Origin of the sequence: Cellulomonas fimi (assembly GCF_028583725.1) — a bacterium.
GTDB lineage: Bacteria > Actinomycetota > Actinomycetes > Actinomycetales > Cellulomonadaceae > Cellulomonas > Cellulomonas fimi_B.
On the sequence record NZ_CP110680.1, the window covers coordinates 1933117 to 1959000 of the forward strand.

Below are 25884 nucleotides of genomic sequence, written 5' to 3' on the forward strand. Positions count from 1 at the left end.
TCGAGCGGTCGCGCTGCGGGCGTCGCGGCGGTCGCCCGATGAGGCCGACCGCGACCATCGAGGCGTGCCGTGCGAGCCATCGGCTCCTGCTCGACGCTCTCGCGCCGCTCACCGACGACGAGTTCCGTGCGCCCAGCCTGCTCCCGCGGTTCACACGGGGCCACGTGGTCACGCACGTCGCGAACAAGGCCCGCGCGCACGTGCTGATCCTCGAGGGCGCCGCGCTCGGCGAGGTCCGCCGGGTCCATCCCGACGGGTACGACCCCGACGAGGCGGCGGACGCGGGCGCGGGTCGCCCCGCCGGCGTCCTCCGCGCCGACCTGGCCGACTCCCTCCTGCGCCTGGAGGCCGCGTGGGCCGCTCTGGACGACGCGCACTGGGACCGGCAGGGGATCATGGTCGCCGGACCACGGACGATGGTGGAGATCATCGGTCACCACCTGCGCAACGTCGAGGTCCACCACGTGGACCTGGACATCGGCCACCACCCGTCCGACTGGCCCGCGATCCTCGTCGAGAACGAGCTGCCCAAACGCCTCCAGGCGCTGCCCGACCGAGCCCCGCACGCGGCGCTGCTCGCGTGGCTCATCGGCCGAGGGCCCGCACCCGAGCTGGTCGGCCCCTGGTGAGTGCACGGTCCAGGCGCGGACCCGTCCGGTGCGGGGCGAGCGATCGCGGCCAGCACGACGCCGGCTCGCCGTACGACGAGGGCCGCTCGCTCCCCGGAACGGGAGCGGGCGGCCCTGCGACGGACGTGAGTGCAGCCGTCAGACGGGGACGATCAGCCCGGCCGTCTGGGTGCGGGCGCGCTCGAAGCGCGCGGCCGCGTCGGCCCAGCTGACGATGTTCCACCACGCCTTGACGTAGTCGGCCTTGACGTTGACGTAGTCGAGGTAGAACGCGTGCTCCCACATGTCGAGCACGACCACCGGGACCAGGCCGAGGGCGATGTTGCTCTGCTGGTCGTAGAGCTGGACGATCACGAGCTTCTCGCCGATCGAGTCCCACGCGAGGATCGACCAGCCGGATCCCTGGATGCCGATCGCGTTCGCGGCGAAGTGCTTCTGGAACGCCTCGAACGAGCCGAAGAACTCGTCGATCGCGGCGGCCAGCTCACCGGTCGGCTTGTCGCCGCCCTCGGGGGAGAGGTTCTGCCAGAAGACGGAGTGGTTGACGTGACCGCCGAGGTTGAACGCGAGGTTCTTCTCGTGCAGGTTCACCGCGGCGAGGTCGTCCGCCTCCCGGGCAGCGGCGAGCTTCTCGAGGGCCGTGTTGGCGCCGGTCACGTAGGCCGCGTGGTGCTTGTCGTGGTGCAGCTCCATGATCCGGCCGGAGATGTGCGGCTCGAGGGCCGCGTAGTCGTACGGCAGGTCCGGAAGCGAGTAGTCAGCCATGCGTGAGTACCTCTCCTGCGTCGGTGCACGGCCGTTCTGGTACGGCCGGGCGGGGTACGAACGGAACGGGCGGCCCGCCGCTACGGCGAGCCGCCCGACTCCACGGTCAACTCTGGCGCTGGATCAGCGATTCCGCGTCTCGGGAGACGTCTCGTCCTGCGGATCGACGAGGTGCTGCCCGCCGCCGGTCCGGCCGGACGCCCCGGCGAGCTCGGGCGTGCCGTGCGCCTCCGGTGCCGCCTCGACCTCGCCGTGGTGCCCGTGAGCCGCGTGCGCGGCCTCGAGCTCGGCGGGGGTCACGGGCTCGACGCGGTCCTCGTAGAAGACCTGCGAGAGCCGCTGGCGCATCGTGTCGAGGCGGTAGCCCTTGCGACGCACACCGCGCGAGTCCTCGGCGGGCTCGATCTCGAGCGGCCGGATCGCCTCGTGCTGCACGCGGAGCCAGCGCTCGTGCGCGTCGAGGGGCTTGTGCACCTCGATGTACTCGCCGCTCGCGAACCGCACGATGCGACCCGTCTCGTGGCCGTGCAGCACCAGCTCGCGGTCCTTGCGCTGCAGGCCGAGGCAGATGCGCTTGGTGATCCAGAACGCGAACCACGGGCCGACGAACAGCAGCACGCGGAACGTCCACGTGATGTCGTTGATCGACAGGTGGAAGTGCGTCGCGATGAGGTCGTTCGAGCCGGCGAGCACCAGGATGAAGAACGCCACGAGGAGCGACACGCCGAACGCGGTGCGGAACGGGCGGTTGCGCGGGCGGTCGAGCACGTGGTGCTCGCGCTTGTCGCCGGTCGCGAACGCCTCGGCGAAGGGGTACAGCGCCAGCAGCGTGAACAGGATCCCCGGCACGATCATCGCCGGGATGATCACGTTGAGGCTGACCGTGTACTGCCCGATCACGAACTCCGTCTGCCCCGGCATGAGTCGGAGCGACCCTTCGAGGAACAGCATGTACCAGTCGGGCTGGGCTCCCGCGGACACCGGTGACGGGTCGTAGGGGCCGTAGTTCCAGACGGGGTTGATCGACATCGTCGCGCCCATGAGGGCGATGACGCCGAACACGACGAACAGGTTGAAGAGCAGCTTGCCGGCGTACACCGGGAGCGCCGGGTAGCCGACGACGTTGTTGTTCGTGCGGCCCGACCCCGGGTACTGCGTGTGCTTGTGCATGACCATCAGCACGAGGTGCAGGCCGATGAGCGCGAGGATCAGCGCGGGCACCAGCAGCACGTGCACGGTGAACAGGCGCGGGATCAGGTCGGTCCCCGGGAACTCGCCGCCGAACACGAAGTACGACATGTAGCTGCCGATGATCGGGATCGCCTTGATGACGCCGTCCGTGATGCGCAGGCCGTTGCCCGACAGGACGTCGTCGGGGAGCGAGTAGCCCGAGAAGCCGGCCGCGAGGCCGAGGATCAGCAGGACGAACCCGACGACCCAGTTGATCTCGCGCGGCTTGCGGAACGCGCCCGTGAAGAACACGCGCATCATGTGGGTGACGATCGCGGCCATGAAGATCAGCGCCGCCCAGTGGTGGATCTGCCGCATGAGCAGACCGCCGCGCACCTCGAACGACAGGCGCAGCGTCGAGGCGAACGCCTCGGACATCTCCACGCCGTTCATCGACGCCCACGGACCCTCGTAGTGCGTCTCGCCCATGCTCGGGACGAAGAACAGCGTGAGGAAGACGCCCGAGATCAGCAGCGTCACGAAGCTGTAGAGCGCGATCTCGCCGAGGAAGAACGACCAGTGGTCGGGGAAGACCTTGCGGGCGAAGAACTTCACCGCGTGGCCGACGCCGGTCCGCTGGTCCAGGTAGTCGGCGGTCGCGCCGGCGGCGCGGACACCGGCCGACGGACGGGTGGTGGCCTTGGAGGGGGTCGTGGTCGTCACGTCAGGCGCTCCCAGAAGCTCGGACCGACGGGCTCGTGGAAGTCGCTCTGAGCGATCAGGTAGCCCTCGTCGTCCACGGTGATCGGCAGCTGCGGCAGGGGTCGCTTCGCGGGACCGAAGACGACCTTCGCGCTGTCAGCGACGTCGAACGTCGACTGGTGGCACGGGCACAGCAGGTGGTGGGTCTGCTGCTCGTAGAGAGCGACGGGGCAGCCCACGTGGGTGCAGATCTTCGAGTAGGCGACGATGCCGTCGTACGACCAGCCCTCGCCCTGCTCGGACACGATGTCCCGCGGGTCGAGCCGGATCGCGAGGACGACGGCCTTCGCCTTCTCGTCGAGCGGGTGCTCGGCCTCGTGGAGGTCGGCCGGCTGGACGTGCGCGACCGAGCCGATGGTGAGGTCCGAGGCCTTGATGGGGCGACCGGTCGGGTCGTACGCGAGCCGCGTGCCCTTGCGCCACATCGTGTGCTTGAACTTCTTGACGTTCCAGTCCTCGCCGACGTTGCCGATGATCGGCACGACCAGGGCGAGCGGGAAGAGGGCCAGCGCGGTGAGGCCGGCGCCGACGATGGCGCCACGGCGCGTGACGCCCGCGTCCTCCGCGCCCTCCTTGAGCATCTCGACCGCGATCTCGCGCGTCGCGTCGTCGGAACGCTGCGGGTGGCGCTCCTCGACGTGCTCCTTGTTGCTCATCAGCACCTTGATGTAGTGGTTCCCACCGATGCCGATGCCGAGGAGGCAGACCGCCAGGCCGAGGCCGAGCGCGATGTTGGACGTCCGCATGGACTCCGGGGTCTCGCCCGGGGGCAGCGCGAAGTACGCCCAGATGAAGCCGATGGTGCCGAGGATCGACAGCGTGAAGAGCAGGAGGACCTGACGCTCGACGCGCTTGGCGACCTTCGGGTCGATGTCGGCCTGCCGGTGCGCGTGCTCGTGGACGCCGGGGTCCGCGAACCTCTCCGGCGTGCCCCCGTCGTCGTGCAGGGCCAGCTCGCTGTGCGGGTCGTGCGTGCTCACGAGGACTTGGCTCCGATCCAGACCGAGATACCGATGAGGAGGCCGAGACCGACCACCCAGGCCCACAGACCCTCGCTGACGGGGCCGAGCGAGCCGAGGTCGAGCCCACCGGGGGACACGTCGCCCTGCTCGTCGATGAAGGCGATGATGTCGCGCTTCTCCTCGGGCGTGATGGTGGCGTCGTTGAAGACGGGCATCGACTGCGGACCCGTCTGCATGGCCTCGTAGAGGTGACGCGGCGAGGTCTCCCAGAGGTTCGGGGCGAACTTGCCCTGCGAGAGCGCACCGCCCGCGCCGACCGCGTTGTGGCACATGGCGCAGTTCGTGCGGAACAGGGCCATGCCGTTCGCGACGTCGCCCTTCGCCGGGTCGACCATGTCGTCCGTGGGGATCGCGGGTCCGGCGCCCAGCGACGCGACGTACGCCGCGAGCTGCGCGATCTGCTCGTCGTCGAACTGCACCGGCTTGGCCTGCGCCTGCGGGCCGTTCATCTGCATGGGCATCCGGCCCGTGCCGACCTGGAAGTCGACCGCCGCGGCGCCCACGCCGATGAGCGAGGGCGCGTCCTCGGTGCCGCCCGCCGAGGGACCGTGGCACGTGGCGCAGTTGGCCTGGAACAGCTTCTCACCGGTCGCGATGTCGTCGGTCGTGGCCGTCTTGGGCGCGGCGTCCGCGGACGTCGGTGCCAGGACGGCGTACAGCCCGCCGGTGAGCAGCAGCGCCAGCAGGAGCAGCACGACCGGCGCGCGCCGGTCGTGCCTGCGGGCTGCGAGTGCCTTCACGGATCGATCCTCGTCTCGCACGTGGGGGATGGGGGACTGGGTGGCGGGGCGAGCCGCCGGTCGTCAGCGGATCAGGTAGATGACCGCGAACAGAGCGATCCACACGACGTCGACGAAGTGCCAGTAGTACGACGTCACGATCGCGGTCGTCGCCTCGTGGTGACCGAAGCGCTTCGCGGAGAACGACCGGCCCAGCAGGAAGAGGAAGGCGATGAGGCCGCCCACGACGTGCAGGCCGTGGAAGCCGGTCGTCAGGTAGAAGACGGAGCCGTAGGGGCTCGACGAGATGGTGAGGCCCTCGTGGACGAGCTCGGCGTACTCGTAGACCTGGCCGCCGATGAAGAAGGCGCCCATGAGGTACGTGAGCACCATCCACTCGTTCATGCCCCAGCGGTTCACCTGGAGCAGCGAGCCCGTGCGCACCGGCTGGAACCGCTCGGCGGCCCACACGCCCATCTGGCACGTCACGGACGAGAGCACCAGGACCGACGTGTTGATGAACGCGAAGGTCAGGTTCAGCTTCTCGGTCTGCGTCGCCCACTCCTCGGGCACCGCTGCCCGGAGGGTGAAGTACATCGCGAAGAGGCCGGCGAAGAACATGAGCTCGCTGGCCAGCCACACGATCGTCCCCACCGACACCGGGTTGGGTCGGTTGACGCTCACGTGAGGGGCGGTGCGAGGGGCAGCCATGGCGGTCGACACGTCGTCATTATGGCTGATCGGCGCTGCGCATGGGTCATTGGGCCTACCTGTGGCGCGCGGTATATGTCACACCGTCACGATCCCGCGGGCGTCACAGGTGGTCAGGAGACGGTGGTTCGCGCGTCAACATGCGGAACTCGTCGCGGCGCGGGCCCCGCCGGGACGGCGTGCGCGCCGCTCGCGGGGTGTCGCGCCGCGCCGCGCGGGCCTCGGCTCATGCTATTGCCGCGTCCCGGCACGAGTCGCGCGGTGGCCCGGCGGCAGCCCTGGTCGTGCCAAGATTCCCCTCGGACGCACGTCGACGACGAGTGAGGGACGACCATGAGCACGGCCCAGCCCGACCACGCACAGCCCGCTGCCGAGACGGGCCCGCGGATCCTCCTCTACAGCGACGACGTCGACACGCGCGCCGACGTGCGGCTCGCGGTCGGTCGTCGGCTCGGTCGCGGCGAGCCGGACATCGACTGGGTCGAGGTCGCGACGGCCGACGCCGTCATCTCCACCACCGAGGCCGGCGGGGTCGACCTGCTCGTGCTCGACGGCGAGGCCGACAAGGTCGGCGGCATGGGCCTCGGACGCCAGCTCAAGGACGAGATCTACCGGTGCCCCCCGGTCCTGCTCCTCACCGGCCGCCCGCAGGACGCGTGGCTCGCCTCGTGGTCGCACGCGGACGCGGTCGTCAGCCGCCCGCTCGACCCCGAGCAGCTGCACGACGCCGTCGCGGCGCTCGTCGGCGGCCGGACGCTCGCCGGATGACCGCCGCGCGCACCTGGTCCGACCTGCTGACGACGCTCGTGCGTCGCGACGACCTGACCCTCGAGCAGGCGTCGTGGGCGATGGACCAGATCATGAGCGGCGAGGCGGAGCCGGCGCGGGTCGCCGGCTTCCTGGTCGCGTTGCGCGCGAAGGGTGAGACGGTCGACGAGCTGCGCGGGCTCGCCGACCAGATGCTGCAGCACGCGATCCGGATCGAGGTCCCCGGACGCACGGTCGACATCGTCGGCACGGGAGGCGACCGCGCGCACACGGTCAACATCTCCACCATGTCGGCCCTCGTCGTCGCCGGCACGGGGCTCCGCGTCGTCAAGCACGGCAACCGGGCCGCGTCGTCGTCGTCGGGCTCCGCCGACGTCCTCGAGGCGCTCGGTATCCGTCTCGACCACGAGCCCGAGCGCGTCGCCGCGATCGCCTCCGAGGCCGGCATCACGTTCTGCTTCGCGGGCCGCTTCCACCCCGCGATGCGGCACGCCGCCGTCGCCCGCAGCGCGCTCGGCATCGGCACCGTCTTCAACTTCCTCGGCCCGCTGTCGAACCCCGCGCAGCCCGCGGCGTCGGCGATCGGCGTCGCCGACGAGCGCATGGCGCCGCTGATCGCGGGCGTCTTCGCCGACCGTGGGAAGGACGCCGTGGTGTTCCGCGGCGAGGACGGCCTCGACGAGATCGCCGCCACCGGCACGACGCGCGTCTGGGAGGTCCGCGGCGGGCGCATCGACGAGCACGTCGTCGACTGGGCCCGGGACCTCGGCCAGGTGCACGTCGACCTCGAGGACCTGCGCGGTGCCGACGCCGCCCACAACGCCGACGTGGCCCGCCGGCTCCTCGCCGGCGAGACCGGCGCGGTGCGCGACACCGTCGTGCTCAACAGCGCCGCCGCGCTGGTCGCCGACGGCACCCTGCCCGGCATCGGCGACGGCACGCTGCTCGAGCGGCTGGACCGCGCCACGGCGATCGCGCGCGAGTCCATCGACAGCGGCGCGGCGGCCGCGGCGCTCGAGCGGTGGCGCGCGGCGAGCGCCTGACGCGGCGTGCGGCCGCCCCGGCGGTCAGTCCTCGAGACCGAGGGCGAACGCGGTCTCGAGGTCGTGCTGCGAGTACGTGCGGAAGGCGATGTAGGTCTGCGTGCGGACGACGCCGTCGACCTTGCCCACCTTGTCCGCGATGACGTCGGCGAGCGCCTCGTGCTCCCGGACGCGCACGACCGCGATGAGGTCCACGTCGCCGGTGACGGAGTAGACCTCGCTGACGCCGCGCAGGTCGGCGATGGCCGCCGCGACCTCGGGGACCTTCGCGGCGTCGGTGTCGATGAGGACGATGGCGGTCAACATGTCGCCCATCATGCCGTGCTGGGCGCGGGCACGACGAGCGCCAGGTGGGGGCGGTGCGCCGTGCCACCCTGCTGGTCACCGGCCAGGTCGGGGTGGGCGCGTCGGGCGGCGTCGGCCACTGCGGCGGCGGGGTCGACGACCGCGACGGCGCTCCGCGTCGGCATCGACCAGCCGCCGGCCACCTCGACCAGCCGCACGCCGGGCTTCTCGAGCCACGTCAGCAGCAGGTCGGTCTCCTCGGGGTGGGCGGCCGGGGCCGGCGCGGGCGGGGCGGCGACGTGCTCACCACTGGCCTGGAGCGCGGTCACGACGGGGCGGGGGTCGGTGCGGCGGTCGACGCGTGCCGTGCCCGCGAGGCGCCCGTGCCGGACGAGCACGAGCTCCCAGCCGCCGTCGTCCGTGCGTCGGGCGGCGACGAGCTCGGGACAGCGGGACAGCGGCGCGATCCGCTGCGTGCGCGCGGCACCTCGCAGGTAGGCGGCGAGGCGGTCGCGCACGGTCGCGGCCTCCTCGAACCGCTCCTGCCGGACGAGCCAGCCGATCCGTTCGGCGTGGGCGGCGACCACGTCGGCGGGATCCGAGGACATCGCGGTCCGGACGCGGTCCACGACGGCGGCGTACTCGTCGACCGTCTGGTGCCCGAGGCAGGGGGCGCCGCACCGGCCGAGCTCGGCCAGCACGCACGCCGTCGCGCCCGCGGGTGCCACGAGGGGGAGCCGGCGGGTGCACTGGCGGACGGGGAACGACTCGTGCAGCGCGTCGAGGGCGAGCTGTGCGGACGCGGTCGACGAGAACGGTCCGAGGTAGGCCGCCCCCTCCTCGTCGCGGACGTCCCGCACGACCGACAGCCGCGGGTACGGCTCGCTCGTGAGGCGCACCCACGGCATGCGCTCGGGGAACCGCGAGCGGCGGTTGTAGCGCGGTGAGTGCTCGGCGATGAGCCGGAGCTCGCGGACCCGGGCCTCGAGCGGGGTCGCGCACACGACGGGGTCGACGCGGTGCGCGATCCGGACCATCTCGGTGATGCGCCGGCGCTTCTCGGCGGACGTGAAGTAGCTGCGGACGCGCGTGCGCAGCGACGTGGTCGACGTGCCGACGTACAGCACCTCGTCGTTAGGGCCGCGGAACAGGTAGACACCGGGCGCGTCGGGCAGGCCGTCCGCGAGGGTGCGCTTGCGTCGCACGTCGGCCGGGACGGGGTCCGTCGCGGTCGCGAGGTCCTCCAGGTGCGTGACGCCGAGCGGACCCAGGCGGCCGAGCAGCGCGTGCAGGACGTCGACCGTCGCGCGCGCGTCGGACAGCGCGCGGTGGTTGGGCGTCACGCTCGCGCCGAAGAGCGCGGCGAGCGACGACAGCTTGTGGTTGGGCACCTCGTCGCGCGTGACGGCGCGTCGCGCGAGGCGCACGGTGTCGACGACCGTGTTCCCGGGCCAGGGGTGGCCCGTGCGTGCGGCCGCCGCCTTGAGGAAGCCGACGTCGAACGGAGCGTTGTGCGCGACGAGCACGCTGTCCCGCGCGAACTCGAGGAAGCTCGGCAGCACGGTCTCGATCCGCGGTGCACCCACGAGCATCGCGGTCGTGATCCCGGTGAGCACCTGGATGTACGGCGGCACGGGACCGCCGGGGTCGACGAGCGTCTGGAACTCGCCGATCACCTCGCCGCCGCGGACCTTGACCGCGCCGATCTCGGTGATCTCGCAGTCCGCGGGCGTGCCGCCGGTCGTCTCGAGATCGACGACGACGAACGTCACGTCGGACAGCGGCGTCCCGACGTCGTCGAGCGTGAGCTGGACCGGCGCGGCGCCGGGCGCCGGGGACGCGTCCGCCCAGACGGGGCGCAGACGGCGGTCGGGCGACATGCGACGGACCGTACCCAGCCCCTCCGACACCAGGACGCACCCCGTGGTGGGTGCGGCGCGTCGGACGTCGGGCGGTCGAGGCGGCGCCGGCCGGGACCTAGGGTGCTGCCATGAGCGACGCCGGGGCACCCGAGGAGCCGGCGACCCCCGCAGCCGACGGCGGCACGGCGGAGGTGCCGCCGGACCTACGGGCGGCGATCGTCCACGTCGCGGCCGGCGTGCTGGGCACGCTCGACCCGCCGGAGGTGCCCGCGAGCCTGCGCGCTGTCCGGCAGTTCGCGCCGCGGCGCCGGGCGTCCGCGGGGGCGGGTCCCGTGTGGGCCGCGCTGCAGGACGACGGCTTCCGGGCGCGCGTGGCGCGGGCGTGGGCCACGGACCACCCCGACCTCGCACGTGCGCTCGGCGGGGACGCGGGCACGACGCCCGAGGCGGGCACGTCGTCGGCCGTGGGCGCGTGGCTGCTCGGCCACGACTGGGCCGCGCTGGTCCCGCCCGCGGAGCCGCGCCCGTCGCGGGAGGCGGCCCGGCTCGCGGAGCGCCTCGCGCGCAGCGAGGCCGACGTCGAGCGCCTGCGCGACGACCTGTCGGCCGCACGCTCCGAGGCCGCCGACGCCCGGGACGCCTTGGCGTCCCTGCAGCGCGAGCTGCGCCGGCTGCGCTCGGACGCGGACCGGGCGCGCAGCGAGGGGCGACGCCAGGCGGAGCAGGCGGCGGCCGCGCTCGCGCAGGCCGAGGAGGCGCGGCGGGCGGCCGCCGAGGACGCACGGGCCGCGGCCGACGACCTGCGCGCGGCGCAGGCCGAGCGCACCGCCGCGCGTGCCGAGCTGCGGTCGGCCCGCAAGCTCGCCGACGCGCGCGTGCGGCTGCTGCTGGACACGATCGTGGACAGCGCGAGCGGTCTGCGGCACGAGCTCGCGCTGCCGCCCGCGACCGACCTGCCTGCGGACCTCGTCGCGCCCGACCAGACGCGCCCTGCGTCGCGGTCCGGCTCGCGCGGCCGGTCCACCGACGACCCGGCGCTGCTCGACGAGCTCCTGCGGCAGCCTTGGGCGCACCTGCTGGTCGACGGCTACAACGTCACCAAGGCGGGGTTCGGCGAGCTCACGCTCGTCGAGCAGCGTCGCCGGCTCGTGGACGGTCTCGCGCGCGTCGCGGCCGGCACGGGGGCGGAGGTGACGTGCTGCTTCGACGGTCAGCCCGGCCAGGCGCCGCCCGCGGTGCCCGCGCGCGGCGTGCGCGTGCTGTTCTCGGTGGGGGAGATCGCCGACGACCTCATCCGGCGGCTCGTCGCCGCCGAGCCGCCCGGGCGCGTGCTCGTCGTCGTCACGAGCGACCAGGCGGTCGCCCGTGACGTGGAGGCCCGGGGGGCGTGGGTCGTCCCGTCGGCGACCCTGCTGGCGCGCCTGCAGCACCTCTGAGCCCTCGCCGGGAGGTTCCCGGCTGCGGGGCCTCCTCGGGTCCGGACGACCGACGCTGCGGTCGTCCGGACCCGAGGGACCGGAGCTCAGTCCCGCTCGTCGGCGTACAGCGCCTCGACGTCGGCCGCGAAGTCCTTCATCACGACGGCGCGGCGGATGCTGAGCTTCGGCGTCAGGTAGCCGTCGGCCAGCGTCAGGTCGCGGTCGAGGATGCGGTACTTGCGGATCGACTCGGCACGCGAGACCGCGCGGTTCGTCTTGGCGACGGCCTTGTCGAGCGACGCGAGGACGTCCGGGTCGGTGCGGGCCTCCTCGAGGCTCATCGCGGGCTTGCCGTGCGCGGCGAGCCAGCCGGGGACACCCTCGGGGTCGAGCGTGACAAGCGCCCCGATGAACGGCCGCTGGTCGCCGACGACGACGACCTGGCTGATGAGCGGGTGCGCCCGCAGGCGGTCCTCGAGGATCGTCGGCGCGACGTTCTTGCCGCCCGCCGTGACGATGATCTCCTTCTTGCGGCCGGTGATCGTGAGGAACCCGTCGTCGTCGAGCGCGCCCAGGTCGCCGGTCCGGAACCAGCCGTCGGCGAGCGACTCCTGCGTCGCCTGCTCGTTGGCGTGGTAGCCCGTGAAGACCTGGATGCCCTTGATCTCGACCTCGCCGTCGGCAGCGATGCGGATCGCCGTGCCGGGCAGCGGGAGCCCGACGGTGCCGATCTTGGTCTTGCCGGGGCGGTTGACGGTCGCGGGCGCGGTCGTCTCGGTGAGGCCGTAGCCCTCGAGCACCTTGAGCCCGACACCGCGGTAGAAGTGCCCGAGGCGCTCGCCGAGCGGCGCGCCGCCGGAGATCGCCCACTCGGCCTGCCCGCCGAGCGCCGCCCGCAGCTTGTGCAGCACGAGCACGTCGGCGACCTTGTGCTGCAGCTTGAGCCACAGGCTCGGCCCCTTGGGGTCGTCGAGCGCGCGCGAGTAGACGATGGCCGTCTTGGCGGCCCGCTGGAAGATCGGGCCCTTGCCGCCGGCGGCGGCCTTCTGCTCGGCCGAGTTGTAGACCTTCTCGAACACGCGCGGCACGGACAGGATGAACGTCGGCCGGAACGAGCCGAGGTCCGCGACGAGCGTCTTGGTGTCCGGCGTGTGGCCGAGCACCGCACCGGCGGGGATGCAGAGCACCTCGATGAAGCGCGCGAACACGTGCGCGAGCGGCATGAAGAGCAGCGTGCGGGCCCCGTCGCCCGCGACCACCTCCTGGAGCCCGGCGACGGTGTTCACCGTGAGCTCGTAGAAGTTGCCGTGCGTCAGCTCGACGCCCTTCGGGCGGCCCGTCGTGCCCGACGTGTAGATGATCGTCGCGACGTCCCCCAACGACGCGAGCGACCGGCGGCGGGCGATCTCCTCGTCCGGCACGTCCGCACCGGCGGCGACGAGGTCGTCGACGGCACCGTCGTCGAGGACGAGCACGTCGCGCAGCGAGGTGGCGGGGCGGACCTCGTCGACCACCGCGAGGTGGTCGCGCGTCTCGACGACCAGGAGCGTCACGTCGGAGTCGGTGAGGATCCACTCGACCTGCTCGGCCGACGACGTCTCGTACAGCGGGACGGGGACGGCGCCCGCGCGCCAGACCGCCCAGTCGACGAGCGACCACTCGTACCGCGTGCGCGACATGATCCCGACCCGGTCGCCCGGCTGGACGCCGCGTGCGACGAGCCCCTTCGCGACGGCGACCACCTCCGCGTCGAACTCGCGAGCGGTCAGCGGGATCCACGGGCCGTCGGCCTGTGACTTGTGCTCGACGACGACGCGGTCGGGCGTGTCGCGGACGCGCGCGGCGAAGAGGTCGTTGAGGTTGTGCGCCGGGTCGACGTCGACGAGCAGGGGAGTGTGGAACTCGTCCATTCTGGCTCCAGTGGCAGTGGCGAAGTGTGCGACGAGGATACGTGACGTGACAAGGGCCACATCGTCGCCCGAACGTGTCGCCTGCGGCGGGACCTCCAGGACGATCGGCGCACGTGTCCCGTCCGCGGCCCGCTAGCGTGGACCCCGCTGACCTCTCGGTCGCGGACCCCAGGCACTGACGCGTAGGAGCACTCACGGACATGCACGCCATCGGTGTGGACATCGGCGGGACGAAGATCGCGGCGGGCGTGGTCGACGAGGAGGGCGTGATCCTCGCGCAGACGCGGGTCGAGACCTCCCCGGACGACGTCGCCGGGATCGACCGCGCGATCGCCCAGGTCTACCGCGAGCTCTCGGCGTCGTACGAGGTCGGTGCCATGGGTCTCGCGGCGGCGGGCTTCGTCGCCGCCGACCGCTCGGGCGTGCTGTTCGCGCCGAACATCGCGTGGCGCGACTACCCGCTGCGGGACAAGGTCAAGGCGCTGGTCGACGACGACATCACCATCGTCGTCGAGAACGACGCGAACGCCGCCGGCTGGGCCGAGTTCCGGTTCGGCGCGGCGCGGGACGTCGACGACATGCTGCTGCTGACGGTCGGCACCGGGCTCGGCGGCGCGATCGTGTCGAACGGCGAGCTCGTGCGCGGCGCGTGGGGCGTGGCGTCCGAGGTCGGCCACATGCGCGTCGTGCCGGGCGGCCACTACTGCGGCTGCGGGCACGAGGGCTGCTGGGAGCAGTACGCGTCCGGCAGCGCGCTCGTGCGGGACGCCCAGGCGGCCGTCCTGCGCGAGCCGGAGCGCACACAGCGCCTGCTGGAGCTCGCGGGTGACGCGGAGAAGATCGTCGGGCCGCAGATCACGCAGGCCGCCGAGGAGGGCGACCCGCTCTCGATCGAGCTGCTCGCGGAGCTGGGCCGCTGGCTGGGCGAGGGCGCGGCATCGGCGACGGCGCTGCTGGACCCGGCACTGATCGTCGTCGGCGGCGGGGTCGTGGCGGCGGGCGAGCTGCTGCTCGGCCCGGCGCGCCGTGGCTTCGGCGAGCAGCTCTCCGCACGCGGCCACCGCCCCGAGGCGAAGTTCGTCGCCGCGGCGATGGGCAACGACGCGGGCATGGTCGGCGCCGCGGACCTCGCGCGCCTCTGACGGACCGGGCGGACGGGCGTCGTCAGACGACGGCGCCCGTGTCGTCGTCCTCCGGGTCGCGCCGGTGCGGCATGCGCCACACGAGGACGGCGACGCCGATGACGAAGACGGCGGCGGCGGCCTGCACGATCGCGCTGGGGGCGTCACGCCACGCGAGCACGACCACGAGCAGGAAGAGCGGCATGCCCGCGGCGGCGATCCACGCCATCGTCAGCAGCGGGTCGCCGCCGAGCACCGGGCCGGGGTCCGGCGGGACGAAGTGCTCCTCGGCGTCGACCGCCTGCTCGGCGTCGTCGTACTGGTCGGTGCCGGACCAGTCGCGGCCGGCCGGGTCCCGCGCGGGCCGCACGACGCGGGGGTCGGCCGTCCAGGCGGTCACGTCCGGCGTCGGGTCGGTCGCGGCGTCCGCTCGTCCGGACGGGTCGTCGTCGTCCTCGTCCTCGCCGGTGTAGCCGGCGAGGTCCCCCAGCTGTGCGACGATCGCGTCCCAGCGTTCGTCGTCGGTCTCGGCGTGCGCGTCGTCGGCCGGTCCCGGCGCGTCGGACCCCGGAGGGGGGACCGCGTCGTCGGGGTCGTCGGGGCGTGCAGCCATGAGAGCACTCTAGAGTCGGACGCAGCGGTCGGGGACGCCCGGCGCCGGTCGATCGGCCACGGGCGTCGACCCGTGCCGCGCGGGCCGGACCGTCGGGAGCCCGTGGTCGGGCTCGAACGCGCCGGTGTGTCGGCTGAGAGGTGGGCTGTTGTTCTACTGGTTGATGAAGCGGGTGTTCGTGGGCCCGCTGCTGCACCTCGTGTACCGCCCGTGGGTGCGGGGTGCGCAGCACGTCCCCGCCCGTGGCGCCGCGATCCTCGCGAGCAACCACCTCGCGGTGATCGACTCGTTCTTCCTGCCGCTCGTGCTCGACCGTGAGCTCGTGTTCATCGGCAAGCAGGAGTACTTCACGGGTCGCGGCATCAAGGGCCGGATGACCGCGGGGTTCATGCGCGGCGTCGGCACGATCCCGGTGGACCGCGGCGGCGGCAAGGCGAGCGAGGCGGCCCTCAACACGGGCCTGCGCCGCCTGCGGGAGGGCGACCTGTTCGGCATCTACCCCGAGGGCACGCGCAGCCCCGACGGGCGCCTCTACCGCGGCAAGACGGGCGTGGCGCGGCTCGCGCTCGAGTCCGGCGCGCCGGTCATCCCGGTCGCGATGGTCGGCACGGAGATCGCGCAGCCGCTCGGCCGCAAGATCCCGAAGGTCATGCGGATCGGTGTCGTCATCGGCGAGCCGCTCGACTTCAGCCGCTACCGGGGCATGGAGAACGACCGCTTCATCCTGCGGTCCGTCACCGACGAGATCATGTACGCGATCATGAGCCTGTCCGGCCAGGAGTACGTCGACGTGTACGCGGCGACGCAGAAGGCGCGCATCGCCACAGGTCACCCGGCCGCGACGGGCGACGCGGGGGGGCACCTGCCGTCCGCACCGGGCGGTCGTCCGGTCCCGGAGGTCCAGGTTCCGGTCCCACCCGAGGACGGGTCCGAGCGTCAGTAGGATGAGCGGGTCGGTGTCGACCGACCGTGCACGGCCCGAGGTCCCCCTTCCGGAGACCGGGTCCGGCACGTCAGGGCGGGAACGCCGCAGCGCGTCCGCCGTGCTCTTCTACGAGAGGTGTGTCTCATGTCGGTTCGTCGCGTCGCCCTCCTGACCGCAGGTGGCTTCGCTCCGTGCCTGTCGTCCGCCGTCGGTGGCCTCATCGAGCGCTACACCGAGATCGCTCCGGACGTCGAGATCATCGCCTACGAGCACGGGTACTACGGCCTGCTGCGCGGCGACAAGATCGTCGTGGACGCGGAGACCCGCAAGAAGGCCGGGATCCTGCACCGCTTCGGCGGCTCGCCGATCGGCAACTCGCGCGTCAAGCTCACGAACGCCAAGGACTGCGTGAAGCGCGGCCTGGTGCAGGAGGGGCAGGACCCGCTGCAGGTCGCGGCCGAGCAGCTCAAGTCCGACGGCGTCGACGTGCTGCACACGATCGGCGGCGACGACACCAACACGACCGCCGCCGACCTCGCCGCGTACCTCGCGGAGAACGACTACGGCCTCACGGTCGTCGGTCTGCCCAAGACGATCGACAACGACGTCGTGCCGATCCGCCAGTCGCTCGGCGCGTGGACCGCAGCGGAGGAGGCCGCCGGCTTCGCGGCGAACGTCATCGGCGAGCACCGCTCGGGCCCGCGCATGCTCATCGTGCACGAGGTCATGGGCCGGCACTGCGGGTGGCTGACGGCCGCCGCCGCCGCCGAGTACCGCAAGTGGCTCGACCAGCAGGAGTGGGTCCCGGGCATCGGCCTCACGCGCGAGCGCTGGGACATCCACGCCGTATTCGTGCCCGAGCTCGCGCTCGACATCGACGCCGAGGCCGAGCGCCTCAAGAAGGTCATGGACACGCAGGGCAACGTCAACATCTTCCTGTCCGAGGGGGCGGGCATGCACGAGATCGTCGAGCAGCTCGAGGCGGCGGGCACGCCCCCGGAGCGCGACCCGTTCGGTCACGTCAAGCTCGACACCATCAACCCGGGCCAGTGGTTCGCGAAGCAGTTCGCGGAGAAGCTGGGCGCCGAGAAGACGATGGTCCAGAAGTCCGGCTACTACTCGCGTGCCGCGGCCGCGAACGCCGAGGACCTGCGCCTCATCAAGTCGATGACGGACCTGGCCGTGGAGTGCGCGCTGCGCGGCGAGTCCGGCGTCATCGGCCACGACGAGGAGCGCGGCGACGTGCTGCGCGCCATCGAGTTCCCGCGCATCGCGGGCGGCAAGGCGTTCGACGTCTCGCAGCCCTGGTTCGGCGAGCTGCTGGCGGACATCGGCCAGCCGCTCGTCGCGGCGAGCCACTCATGAGCGTCGAGCCGGACCCGCAGGTGCTCGCCGGGCTCGACGCCTGGCGGGACCTGCCGGCGGGCCAGCAGCCGCAGTGGCCGGACCGGGGTGCGCTCGAGCACGTGTCGTCGCGGCTCGCCGCGCTGCCGCCGCTCGTGTTCGCCGGCGAGGCCGACGCGCTGCGCAGCCAGCTCGCGGCCGCGGGCCGGGGCGAGGCCTTCCTGCTCCAGGGCGGGGACTGCGCCGAGACGTTCGCCGAGGCGACCGCCGACAACATCCGGAACAAGATCAAGACGATCCTCCAGATGGCCGTCGTCCTGACCTACGGCGCGAGCCTGCCCGTCATCAAGATGGGCCGGATGGCGGGCCAGTACGCCAAGCCGCGCAGCTCGGACTCCGAGACGCGCGACGGCGTGACGCTGCCCGCGTTCCGGGGCGACATCATCAACGGCTTCGACTTCACGTCGCAGGCCCGCGTCCCCGACCCGCAGCGGCTGCTCGAGGCGTACCACACGTCCGCGTCGACGCTGAACCTGATCCGCGCGTTCACGACGGGCGGCTTCGCGTCGCTGCTGCGCGTGCACGAGTGGAACCGGGGCTTCACGACCAACCCGGCGTACTCGCGCTACGAGGAGATCGCCGCCGAGATCGACCGGGCCATCCGGTTCATGGCGGCGTGCGGCGCGGACTTCGACGCGCTGCGCACGGTCGACTTCTTCTCGTCCCACGAGGGGCTGCTGCTCGACTACGAGCGGCCGCTCACGCGCATCGACTCGCGGACCGGACTGCCGTACGACTGCTCGGCGCACTTCCTGTGGATCGGGGAGCGCACGCGTCAGCTCGACGGCGCGCACGTCGACTACTTCTCGCGCGTGCAGAACCCGATCGGCATCAAGCTCGGGCCGACCTCGACGGGTGACGACGCGCTCGCGCTCATCGACCGGCTCAACCCGAGCGGCGAGCCCGGCCGGATCACGTTCATCACGCGCATGGGCGCCGGGAAGGTCCGCGACCTGCTGCCCGCGCTCGTCGAGAAGGTGACCGCCGACGGCCGGCCCGTCACGTGGGTCTGCGACCCGATGCACGGCAACGGCATCACGTCGGCCACGGGGTACAAGACGCGCCGCTTCTCCGACGTGATGGACGAGGTCGCGGGCTTCTTCGAGGTGCACCGTGCGCTGGGCACCGTGCCGGGCGGCCTGCACATCGAGCTCACCGGAGGTGACGTCACCGAGGTGCTCGGCGGCTCGGAGGAGATCGACGACGAGGGTCTCGCGCTGCGCTACGAGACGCTCGTCGACCCGCGCCTCAACCACCAGCAGTCGCTCGAGATGGCGTTCCAGGTCGTGGAGCTGCTCCGCAAGGCCTGACCCGCCCGACACGACGAAGGGCCCCGCCGGCTGCGACCGGCGGGGCCCTTCGTGTCGTCCGGGTCAGAAGACGTTGATCGTGACGGTGCTGCCCTTCGGGGCCGTCTTGCCGTCGCCGCCGGCGGGGTTCTGCGAGTAGACCATGTTGAGCGGGGAGATCCCCTGCGGGTGCGCGACCTTCACGACGAAGCCCGCGTCCTCGAGCGCCTTCGTCGCGGCCTTGACGTTGGTGCCGTAGACGTTCGGGACGGGCAACAGCTCGGGCCCCTTGGACACGGTGAGCGTCACGGTGTCGCCGCGGAACAGCTGCGTCTTGTCCGGCGGGTTCTGCGAGATGACGTGCCCCGCCTCGACGGTGTCGCTGAACGCCTCCTCGGTCGCCACCTTGAGGCCGAGACCGTCGAGCGTCGCCGTCGCGGCGTCGAGCGGCTCGTTCACCACGCTCACGACCGTCACCGGCGCCGGGCCCTTCGACACGAGCAGTGCGACCTCGGTCCCGCGGGTGCTGCGCACTCCCGGCTCCGCGGCGGTGCCGTCGGGCAGCGTCGCGGAGATGACGACGCCGTTCGGCACCGTGTCGTGGTACTCGGCGGGCGGGTACGTCGCCTTCAGGCCGGCTTCCGTCAGCGCGCGCTCGGCGTCCGCCTGGAGCTCGTTGACGACACCCTGCGGGACGTTGACGTAGTCGGGACCCTTCGAGATCGTCAGCTCGACCGTGCCGTCCTTGCGCACCCGCTCGCCGACCGCGGGGTCGGTCGCGACCACGGTGCCCGGCGGTGCCGTGGGGTCGAACGCCTGGACCGCGCTCGCGTCGAGCCCGACGTCGTCGAGGGCCGTGCGGGCGGCGTCCTCCGTGACCTGCAGGACGTCCGGGACCGTGGTCCACGCGCCGGGACCGACGCGCAGGTACCACCACGTCCCCAGACCGCCGAGCGCGAGGAGCAGCACGAGGACCATCGCGAGGACGCGCACGCGCCGGCGACGTGGCCGGACCGGGGCCTCGACGACCGCGACCGGCATCGACGGCGGGGCGGCGCCGAGCCCGATCGGCAGCGCGACCGTCGCGCCGCTCGGGCGGGGCACCGGGAGGCGCGTGGTCTCGTCGCTCACCGGCTCGTCCGCGTCCTCCGCGGCGCCGTCGAGGTCCGTCTCGTCCGGGTCGGTCGCCGCGGGGAGCGCGATGGACGGCTCGACGTCGGCGCGCCGGTCGAGCGTCTCCGTGTCGAGCGAGCCGCGGGTGCGCCGCACGAGCGCGAGCGCGGCGGCGGCGTCGAGCGGGCGGTCCTCGGGGGAGCGCGCCGCGAGCGCGCCGACGAGCTCGTCGATCTCGGCCGGGAGCCACGTGACGGCGTCGGACGGCGCCGGGATGTCGTTGTTGACGTGCTGGAACGCGACCTGGATCGGTGTCTCGCCGGTGAACGGCTGGGCGCCGACGAGCATCTCGTACAGCAGGATGCCGCAGGCGTACACGTCGGTCCGGGCGTCGCTCGCGCCCCGGACGACGAGCTCGGGGGCCAGGTAGGCGACGGTGCCGAGCACCGTCCCCGTGGTCGTCGACGTCACCTCGGTGACCGCGCGGGCCAGACCGAAGTCGGCGAGCTTCACGCGGTCGTCCGTGGAGAGCAGGACGTTCTCGGGCTTGATGTCGCGGTGCACGAGCCCGACGCGGTGCGCGGCTGCCAGGGCGTCGAGCACGGACTCGGTGACGCGCAGCGCCTCGCCGACCGTCAGCGCACCCTGCTCGGCGATGCGGCGACGCAGGTTCGAGCCGTCGACGTACTCCATCGTGAGGTAGCTGGTCTCGCCGTCGAGACCCTGGTCGAAGACCCCCACGAGCCCGGGGTGCGTGAGCCGTGCGGCGGTCCGCGCCTCGCGACGGAACCGGGCGACGAAGTCCGCACCCGAGGTGCCCTCCGCGAGGTGCGGGTGCATCACCTTGAGCGCGACGTCGCGGTCGAGGCGACGGTCGACGGCCAGGTAGACGGTCGCCATGCCCCCGCGCGCGATGCGGGACACGATCTCGTACCGGCCGTCGACCAGGCGGCCGACGAGCGGATCGGTGACGGTGGCTCCCACGCCCAGGAGTCTACGGTCGGCCACGCCCGGATCGTCGCAGGCAGGGCCCTCAGGCGAAGCGCGTCATGTGCGACTGGACGTTGGCGACGTACTGCTTCGTGTCCGAGAACATGCCGTTGCGCTTCACGGACGAGGCGCCCTGGTAGTAGCCGGCGATCGCGGTCGGCAGGTCGGGGGCGTTGCGGACGAGCGAGCGCAGGATCGCGACCCCGGCGATGACGTTGTCGTCCGGGTTGAGCAGGTCGAGCGGCCGGCCGACGAGGTCGGACGCCCACCGGCCGGAGGACGGGATGACCTGCATCGTCCCGATCGCGTTGGCGGGGGAGACGACCGCGTGGTTGAAGCCCGACTCCTGGTAGGCGACGGCCAGGGCGAGCGCGGGGTCGACCCCGTACGCGCGGGCCGTCGCGACGATCTTGGCCTTCATGTCCGCCTTGGACGGCACCGCGGACGCGCGCAGCGCCGCGAGGTTGGCGTTGGCCGCGGAGACGGTCGCCGCCGGGTAGGTGCGCCCGGCGAACGTCGAGCCGACGCTCGTGGCCGCGGCGGGCGCGACGCCCGGGACGGTGAGCGTCTGGCCGATCCTGATGAAGGCACGCGAGTCGAGCCCGTTGGCGGCGACGATCGCGGCGACCGTCGTGCCGTACCGCGACGCGATCGCCGAGACGGTCTCCCCGCGGGCGACGGTGTGGGTGGCGGACGCGGGTGCGGCGGCGACGGCGGGCGTCGCGGCGACCGCGGTGCCCCCGCCTGCGCCGGGGATGGTGAGCGTCTGGCCGGCGCGGATGAACGCGCGCGAGTCGAGCCCGTTGGCGGCGACGATCGCGGCGACGGTCGTGCCGTGCCGGCTCGCGATGCGGCTCACGGTGTCGCCGGTGCGCACCGTGTAGGTGGCGGCGGCCGGGACCGGCGCGGTCGTCGCGGCCGGGGCGACGCGGACGCCGGACGAGCCGGTCGGGACGGTGAGGACCTGGCCGACGCGGATGAACGCCCGGGCGTCGAGGCCGTTGGCCTGGCGGACGGCGGCGACCGTCGACCCGTGGCGGGCGGCGATGTGGCTGACGGTGTCGCCCGAGCGGACGGTGACCTGCTCGTCGGCGTGCGCGACGGTGCCGGTGGCGGTCACGGCGACGGCCGCGAGCGCGAGCGTGGCACCGGTGCCGGTCGCGGCACGGCGCAGCCCGTCGGTGCGGGTCGTGGCGAGCGACGTCATGGCGGCCCCCTCGGGTGGGTCAGGAGTGACCCGTGTTGCTGGTGTGAAACAAGTGACAGAATGTGAACGTAGTCGAGGGTTTCCGCGAACGAAAGGCGGCTGGGCGAATTGCGCGGCTGTCATTCGGCGATGCGTACTCTTGACGGGTGAACGATGCCTCCGACGCCCTCGACCGACTCGTCGACGAGTGGCTCACCGTCCCCGACGTGGCCGAGCGCACCGGCCTCGACGCCGGCAAGGTGCGACGTCTGCTGCAGGAGCGCCGCCTCGTCGGCGTCCGCCGCGGCGAGCCGCGCGTGCTGTCGATCCCCGCGGCGTTCCTCGTGCCCGGGCACCTCGCGAACCCCGCGCAGCCCACGACCCCGCGTGCCGACGACGCCTGGACGGTCCTGGCGTCGCTCCAGGGCACGTTGACGCTGCTGTCCGACGCCGGGTTCTCGGACGAGGACGCCGTCGCGTGGCTGTTCACGCCCGACGACTCGCTGCCCGGCACGCCCGTGGACGCGCTGCGCGCCGGGCGCAAGACCGAGGTGCGGCGGCGGGCGCAGGCCGAGCTCTGACGCGCTCGGCGGTCCTGCCGCCGTCAGGCGCGGCGGTCGACCGCCGCGTGCGCGACGTCCGCGAGGTGTGACGCGGCCGGCTCCGGCCAGCTGCGCGCCGCCATGATCGCGAACGCGCGTCCCGCGAGCTCCTCTATGGTGCGCTCGACCTCCTCGACCGCGCCGGTCGACTCGATCGCGCTCGCGAGCCGTGCGACGACCTCGTCGGGCATCGTCCGGTCGCCCAGGTGGTCGCGCAGCAGGGCGACGGTCGCCTCGTCACCGCGTGCGCGGGCCAGCCGGAGGGCGCGCGCGACCAGCACGGTGCGCTTGCCCTCGCGCAGGTCGTCACCGGCGGGCTTGCCGGTCGTGGACGGGTCGCCGAAGACGCCGAGGAGGTCGTCGCGCAGCTGGAACGCCTCGCCCAGCGGGAGGCCGAGCTCCCGGCACGCGTCGAGCGCGGGCGCGTCGGCGTCGGCGAGCGCGGCACCCAGCACGACGGGGTGCTCCACGCTGTAGCGTGCGGCCTTCGCGCGGATGACGCGGCGTGCGCGCGCCTCGTCGGCGTCCGGGTCGTCGCCCCACGGCATCGCCTGGGCGAGCACGTCGAGGTACTGGCCGACGGTCACCTCGGTCCGCATGAGGTCGAACACCTGCCGGGCGGTCGTCGCGCGCGACACGGGTGCGTCGGCGAGCGCTCCGGCGAACTCCTGCTCGCTCGCGACGAGCGCGAGGTCGCCGAGCAGGATCGCGGCGGACGCGCCGAACCGCTCCGCGTCGCCGACGAGCGCACGCTCCGCGTGCAGCCGCTCGAACGCGCGGTGCGCCGAGGGCATGCCGCGCCGTGTGTCGGAGTCGTCCATGACGTCGTCGTGGAACAGCGCCGCCGCCTGGAACAGCTCGAGTGCGGCGCCGACCCGCAGCACCGCCGCCGCCTCGCGCGTGCCGGGCTCGCCGCCGTGCGCGCGCCAGGACCACCAGCAGAACGCCGCCCGCAGACGCTTCCCGCCGGAGAGCATGCGTGCGACCGCCTCGACGAGGGGAGCGGTGTCGGCACCGAGCGTGCCGAGCTCCGCGCCGAGTCGCGTGACGTGCCCCGCGAGCAGCGCGTCGACCTGCGGGCGGACGTCCTCGAGGTCGACGAGTGCGGGGGAGGGGGTCATGCCCGCAGCCTAGGCGGTCGTCGGGCGCACCTGTCCGCCGAGGGTGAGGGTCCGGACGCCGTCGCGGTCGAGGATCCCGACGACGAGCAGCTCGCTGCCGTCGCCGCGGGAGAAGGTCGACTGCGCGGCCAGGCCGCCCTCGGGCGCCGCGGGTGCCGACTCGGTGAACCCGGCCGCGACGAGGGGTCCGCGGACCGTGTCGAGAAGTCCGGCGGCGTCCTGCTCGGTCCGCAGGTTGAGGCTCACGTCGACGAGGTCGGACCCCTCGACGGGGTGCGCGGAGGAGACGAGGACCTCCGCCCCCGCCGGTACGGGCAGGAGGTCGGACGGGAAGCCGTCGGCCAGGTCGCCGACCGTGGACCCGGTGGCGTCCGCGTCGGGCAGGAGGGTCTCCGTGGGCTCGGGCTCCTGGGTCAGCACGTGGCTGGGCGAACCGGTCGGGGCGACCGTTGCGGGAGCGCTCGTCGAGCACGCCGGGGCCGCGCACGCGACGGCGACGGCGAGGAGGGCGACTCTCCAGGGGCGGCGGGGCACCGCGCCAGGGTAGTCGGCACCCAGCCGTCCACATCCCCGTCCGGCGACGGCCTGCCCACAGGTGCGGCCCGCGTCGTGCCGCGGACCGGCGGCACCGCGGTGTGCTGACGCCATGGAGACCACCACACTGCGCGTCAGCGAACCGCGGGAGCTGCTCGCCCTCATCCCGCACCGGCTCGGGTTCCGCCCCCGCGACAGCGCCGTCGCGGTGAGCCTGCGACCGCCGCGCGGGCAGGTCGGCCTGGTGGTCCGCGTCGACCTCGAGCAGCTCGCCGACCTCGACGACGGCGGACGGTGCGCGCGGGCGCTCGTCGGGCTGCTCGACGAGGACGGTGCGCGCCGGGCGGTCCTCGTCGTCTACACCGACGAGGACCCGCGCGGGTGCACCGACGCGGACCCGCGCGACGGTTACACCAGGGTGGCGCGTGCGGTCGCCGCGTTCCGCGAGGCGGCCGCCGTCCCACTCGGCGACGTGCCCGCGTGGGCGGTGACCGGGTCGGGCTACCTCGCGGTCGACTGCACCGACGACTGCTGCCCGCCGGGCGGGCGACCGCTGCGCGAGCTCGACAGCACCCAGACGAGCGCGCGGATGGTCCTCGCGGGATCGACCGTGGCCGGATCGCGCGTCGACCTCGGGCGCGTGCCGCGGGCCGACGAGGGCGCCCGTCGCGGCGCCGCACGGACGCGACGGCGGTGGGAGCGTCGCCGGGAGGCGGCCGTCGCCCAGGGGCCGCAGGCGGTGGCGGCGTGGCGGCTGGACTGCCTGCGTGCCTGGCGGTCGGCGGTCGCCGGCGAGCGTGTCGAGGTGACGGACGACGCACCCGCGTCGACCGCGGACCCGGCCCGCCCTGCTCCCTGGGGGCGCGTCGAGGCCGGGCTCGCCGACCGGCGGGTCCGGGACGCCGTGCTCGTCGGCATGCTGCCGGGCACGGGCGACCTCGCCGAGCGCAGCGTCGCGTGCGAGACGCCCGCCCCCGGCGTGGACGCCGCCGTCGGAGCGGCCGTCGCGACGATCGTCGACCCGGCACGTGCGGTCCGCCCACCGGTCGACGTCGCCGTGCACGAGCGGGTGCTCGAGGGGGTCGTCGCGCACGGCCGGGCGGGCCACCAGGCACCTGCGCTCACGCTGCTCGCGATGCTCGCGTGGTGGTGCGGGGACGGTGCGCGGGCCGCGGTGCTGCTCGAGCGCGCGCTCGCGGACGACCGCGAGCACCGGCTCGCGGTGCTGCTCGCCGACGTGCTCGCCGCCGCGGTCCCGCCGGGCTGGGCGCGACGCGCGTGCTGACCGTCCCGAGCGGCGAACCGGCAGGTCCCGCGCGCGTGCCCTCGAACGTCGGCCCCACCTCGGGTAGCGTCACGGCCACGGCGCGACGGTTGTGGACGAGGAGGACCGATGGGCGGCATCGTGGTCGGTTACCTGGCGACCCCCGAGGGCCGGGCGGCTCTCGAGGCGGCGGTCGAGGAGGCACGCCGGCACGACTCGAAGGTCGTCGTGGTGGTCAGCGCGCGACCGGACGAGGCGCCCGAGCAGCGCTCCGCGGTCGAGGAGGCGCTCGCGCAGGTCGAGTCGGAGCTCGCGGCGGACGGGATCCCGCACGAGGTGCGGCTCCTCGACGGCGGTGACGTCGCCGACGACCTCATCGGCTCCGCGGAGGAGGTCGACGCCGAGCTCGTCGTCATCGGCCTGCGGCGGCGCAGCCCCGTGGGCAAGCTGATCCTCGGCGCGAACGCGCAACGTGTGCTGTTCGACGCCCCGTGCCCCGTGCTGACCGTGAAGCCGGCCGCGACCTGAGCGTCGCCGCGCGGTGCCGTGAGGCGCCGCGCGCGGGAATGCGCGGGGATGCTCGACCGTTGGACTGACGTCAGCCCGTGTGCAAGCGCCTACGACGGCGCCACACCTGCCGGCGCAGCCGCCGCGTGCG

Annotated in this window: 24 protein-coding genes; 11 read left to right on the forward strand and 13 right to left on the reverse strand. The window is 73.4% G+C overall.

Annotated elements, in window-relative coordinates:
- Positions 1-38 precede the first annotated feature (38 nt).
- Positions 39-629: a maleylpyruvate isomerase N-terminal domain-containing protein gene (locus tag OOT42_RS08870; protein WP_273654503.1), complete on the forward strand. Its 591-nt coding sequence runs from the start codon at positions 39-41 to the stop codon at positions 627-629.
- A gap of 138 nt (positions 630-767) precedes the next feature.
- Here OOT42_RS08870 and OOT42_RS08875 read toward each other — a convergent pair whose 3' ends face one another.
- From OOT42_RS08875 to OOT42_RS08895, 5 genes are all read right to left on the reverse strand, one after another.
- Entirely contained in the window at positions 768-1394 is a 627-nt protein-coding gene (locus OOT42_RS08875) for a superoxide dismutase (RefSeq protein WP_273654504.1), read from the reverse strand.
- 123 nt (positions 1395-1517) lie between these two features.
- Entirely contained in the window at positions 1518-3287 is a 1770-nt protein-coding gene (locus OOT42_RS08880; RefSeq protein WP_273654505.1) for a cytochrome b, read from the reverse strand.
- The gene (locus OOT42_RS08885) at positions 3284-4306 is read right to left on the reverse strand and encodes a ubiquinol-cytochrome c reductase iron-sulfur subunit (protein WP_273654506.1); all 1023 of its coding nucleotides are present in this window, start codon (positions 4304-4306) and stop codon (positions 3284-3286) included. Before OOT42_RS08885 ends, OOT42_RS08880 begins: the two co-directional genes overlap by 4 nt.
- Complete coding sequence (locus OOT42_RS08890; RefSeq protein WP_273654507.1) at positions 4303-5088, reverse strand: c-type cytochrome; 786 nt, start codon at positions 5086-5088, stop codon at positions 4303-4305. The genes OOT42_RS08885 and OOT42_RS08890 overlap by 4 nt, the downstream gene beginning before the upstream one ends.
- A gap of 63 nt (positions 5089-5151) precedes the next feature.
- Positions 5152-5778 carry a cytochrome c oxidase subunit 3 gene (locus OOT42_RS08895; protein ID WP_273654808.1) on the reverse strand — a complete coding sequence of 209 codons (627 nt, stop codon included), beginning with the start codon at positions 5776-5778 and terminating at the stop codon, positions 5152-5154.
- Between the two features lie 333 nt (positions 5779-6111).
- Here OOT42_RS08895 and OOT42_RS08900 point away from each other — a divergent pair, with 333 nt between their 5' ends.
- Positions 6112-6546, forward strand: a complete 435-nt coding sequence (locus OOT42_RS08900) for a hypothetical protein (RefSeq protein ID WP_273654508.1) — start codon at positions 6112-6114, stop codon at positions 6544-6546.
- Positions 6543-7589, forward strand: coding sequence for an anthranilate phosphoribosyltransferase (gene trpD, locus OOT42_RS08905; RefSeq protein WP_273654509.1), 1047 nt, complete (start codon positions 6543-6545; stop codon positions 7587-7589). Before OOT42_RS08900 ends, trpD begins: the two co-directional genes overlap by 4 nt.
- Positions 7590-7613: 24 nt before the next feature.
- Here the strand turns inward: trpD and OOT42_RS08910 are convergent, their stop codons facing one another.
- The gene (locus OOT42_RS08910; protein ID WP_273654510.1) at positions 7614-7895 is read right to left on the reverse strand and encodes an Lrp/AsnC family transcriptional regulator; all 282 of its coding nucleotides are present in this window, start codon (positions 7893-7895) and stop codon (positions 7614-7616) included.
- Between the two features lie 8 nt (positions 7896-7903).
- Positions 7904-9754, reverse strand: a complete 1851-nt coding sequence (locus OOT42_RS08915; RefSeq protein ID WP_273654511.1) for a DEDD exonuclease domain-containing protein — start codon at positions 9752-9754, stop codon at positions 7904-7906.
- A gap of 110 nt (positions 9755-9864) precedes the next feature.
- On the opposite strand from OOT42_RS08915, the gene OOT42_RS08920 reads away from it, so the two are divergent.
- The gene (locus tag OOT42_RS08920) at positions 9865-11172 is read left to right on the forward strand and encodes an NYN domain-containing protein (protein WP_273654512.1); all 1308 of its coding nucleotides are present in this window, start codon (positions 9865-9867) and stop codon (positions 11170-11172) included.
- Between the two features lie 86 nt (positions 11173-11258).
- On the opposite strand, the gene OOT42_RS08925 is transcribed toward OOT42_RS08920, so the two are convergent.
- A complete protein-coding gene (locus OOT42_RS08925) occupies positions 11259-13064 on the reverse strand; it encodes an AMP-dependent synthetase/ligase (protein WP_273654513.1) in 1806 nt (601 codons plus the stop codon).
- 200 nt (positions 13065-13264) lie between these two features.
- On the opposite strand from OOT42_RS08925, the gene OOT42_RS08930 reads away from it, so the two are divergent.
- Positions 13265-14206 carry an ROK family glucokinase gene (locus tag OOT42_RS08930; RefSeq protein WP_273654514.1) on the forward strand — a complete coding sequence of 314 codons (942 nt, stop codon included), beginning with the start codon at positions 13265-13267 and terminating at the stop codon, positions 14204-14206.
- Between the two features lie 22 nt (positions 14207-14228).
- On the opposite strand, the gene OOT42_RS08935 is transcribed toward OOT42_RS08930, so the two are convergent.
- A complete protein-coding gene (locus OOT42_RS08935; RefSeq protein WP_273654515.1) occupies positions 14229-14798 on the reverse strand; it encodes a hypothetical protein in 570 nt (189 codons plus the stop codon).
- Between the two features lie 148 nt (positions 14799-14946).
- Here OOT42_RS08935 and OOT42_RS08940 point away from each other — a divergent pair, with 148 nt between their 5' ends.
- From OOT42_RS08940 to OOT42_RS08950, 3 genes are all read left to right on the forward strand, one after another.
- Entirely contained in the window at positions 14947-15741 is a 795-nt protein-coding gene (locus tag OOT42_RS08940) for a lysophospholipid acyltransferase family protein (protein ID WP_273654516.1), read from the forward strand.
- 126 nt (positions 15742-15867) lie between these two features.
- A complete protein-coding gene (locus tag OOT42_RS08945; RefSeq protein ID WP_273654517.1) occupies positions 15868-17088 on the forward strand; it encodes a pyrophosphate--fructose-6-phosphate 1-phosphotransferase in 1221 nt (406 codons plus the stop codon).
- Entirely contained in the window at positions 17085-18437 is a 1353-nt protein-coding gene (locus OOT42_RS08950; RefSeq protein WP_273654518.1) for a class II 3-deoxy-7-phosphoheptulonate synthase, read from the forward strand. Before OOT42_RS08945 ends, OOT42_RS08950 begins: the two co-directional genes overlap by 4 nt.
- Before the next feature lie 63 nt (positions 18438-18500).
- Here the strand turns inward: OOT42_RS08950 and pknB are convergent, their stop codons facing one another.
- Both pknB and OOT42_RS08960 read right to left on the reverse strand, forming a co-directional pair.
- Positions 18501-20513, reverse strand: coding sequence for a Stk1 family PASTA domain-containing Ser/Thr kinase (pknB, locus tag OOT42_RS08955; RefSeq protein ID WP_273654519.1), 2013 nt, complete (start codon positions 20511-20513; stop codon positions 18501-18503).
- Between the two features lie 49 nt (positions 20514-20562).
- Positions 20563-21726: a LysM peptidoglycan-binding domain-containing protein gene (locus OOT42_RS08960; RefSeq protein ID WP_273654520.1), complete on the reverse strand. Its 1164-nt coding sequence runs from the start codon at positions 21724-21726 to the stop codon at positions 20563-20565.
- A gap of 146 nt (positions 21727-21872) precedes the next feature.
- Here OOT42_RS08960 and OOT42_RS08965 point away from each other — a divergent pair, with 146 nt between their 5' ends.
- Complete coding sequence (locus OOT42_RS08965; RefSeq protein WP_273654521.1) at positions 21873-22286, forward strand: Rv2175c family DNA-binding protein; 414 nt, start codon at positions 21873-21875, stop codon at positions 22284-22286.
- A 23-nt stretch (positions 22287-22309) separates the two neighbouring features.
- Here the strand turns inward: OOT42_RS08965 and OOT42_RS08970 are convergent, their stop codons facing one another.
- Both OOT42_RS08970 and OOT42_RS08975 read right to left on the reverse strand, forming a co-directional pair.
- Entirely contained in the window at positions 22310-23428 is a 1119-nt protein-coding gene (locus tag OOT42_RS08970; RefSeq protein WP_273654522.1) for a polyprenyl synthetase family protein, read from the reverse strand.
- A gap of 9 nt (positions 23429-23437) precedes the next feature.
- Complete coding sequence (locus OOT42_RS08975) at positions 23438-23962, reverse strand: hypothetical protein (protein WP_273654523.1); 525 nt, start codon at positions 23960-23962, stop codon at positions 23438-23440.
- Positions 23963-24074: 112 nt separating this feature from the next.
- On the opposite strand from OOT42_RS08975, the gene OOT42_RS08980 reads away from it, so the two are divergent.
- Together OOT42_RS08980 and OOT42_RS08985 are read left to right on the forward strand one after the other, a co-directional pair.
- Positions 24075-25247, forward strand: coding sequence for a DUF4192 domain-containing protein (locus OOT42_RS08980; RefSeq protein WP_273654524.1), 1173 nt, complete (start codon positions 24075-24077; stop codon positions 25245-25247).
- Positions 25248-25355: 108 nt separating this feature from the next.
- Positions 25356-25754: a universal stress protein gene (locus OOT42_RS08985; protein ID WP_273654525.1), complete on the forward strand. Its 399-nt coding sequence runs from the start codon at positions 25356-25358 to the stop codon at positions 25752-25754.
- The last annotated feature ends 130 nt before the right edge of the window (positions 25755-25884 follow it).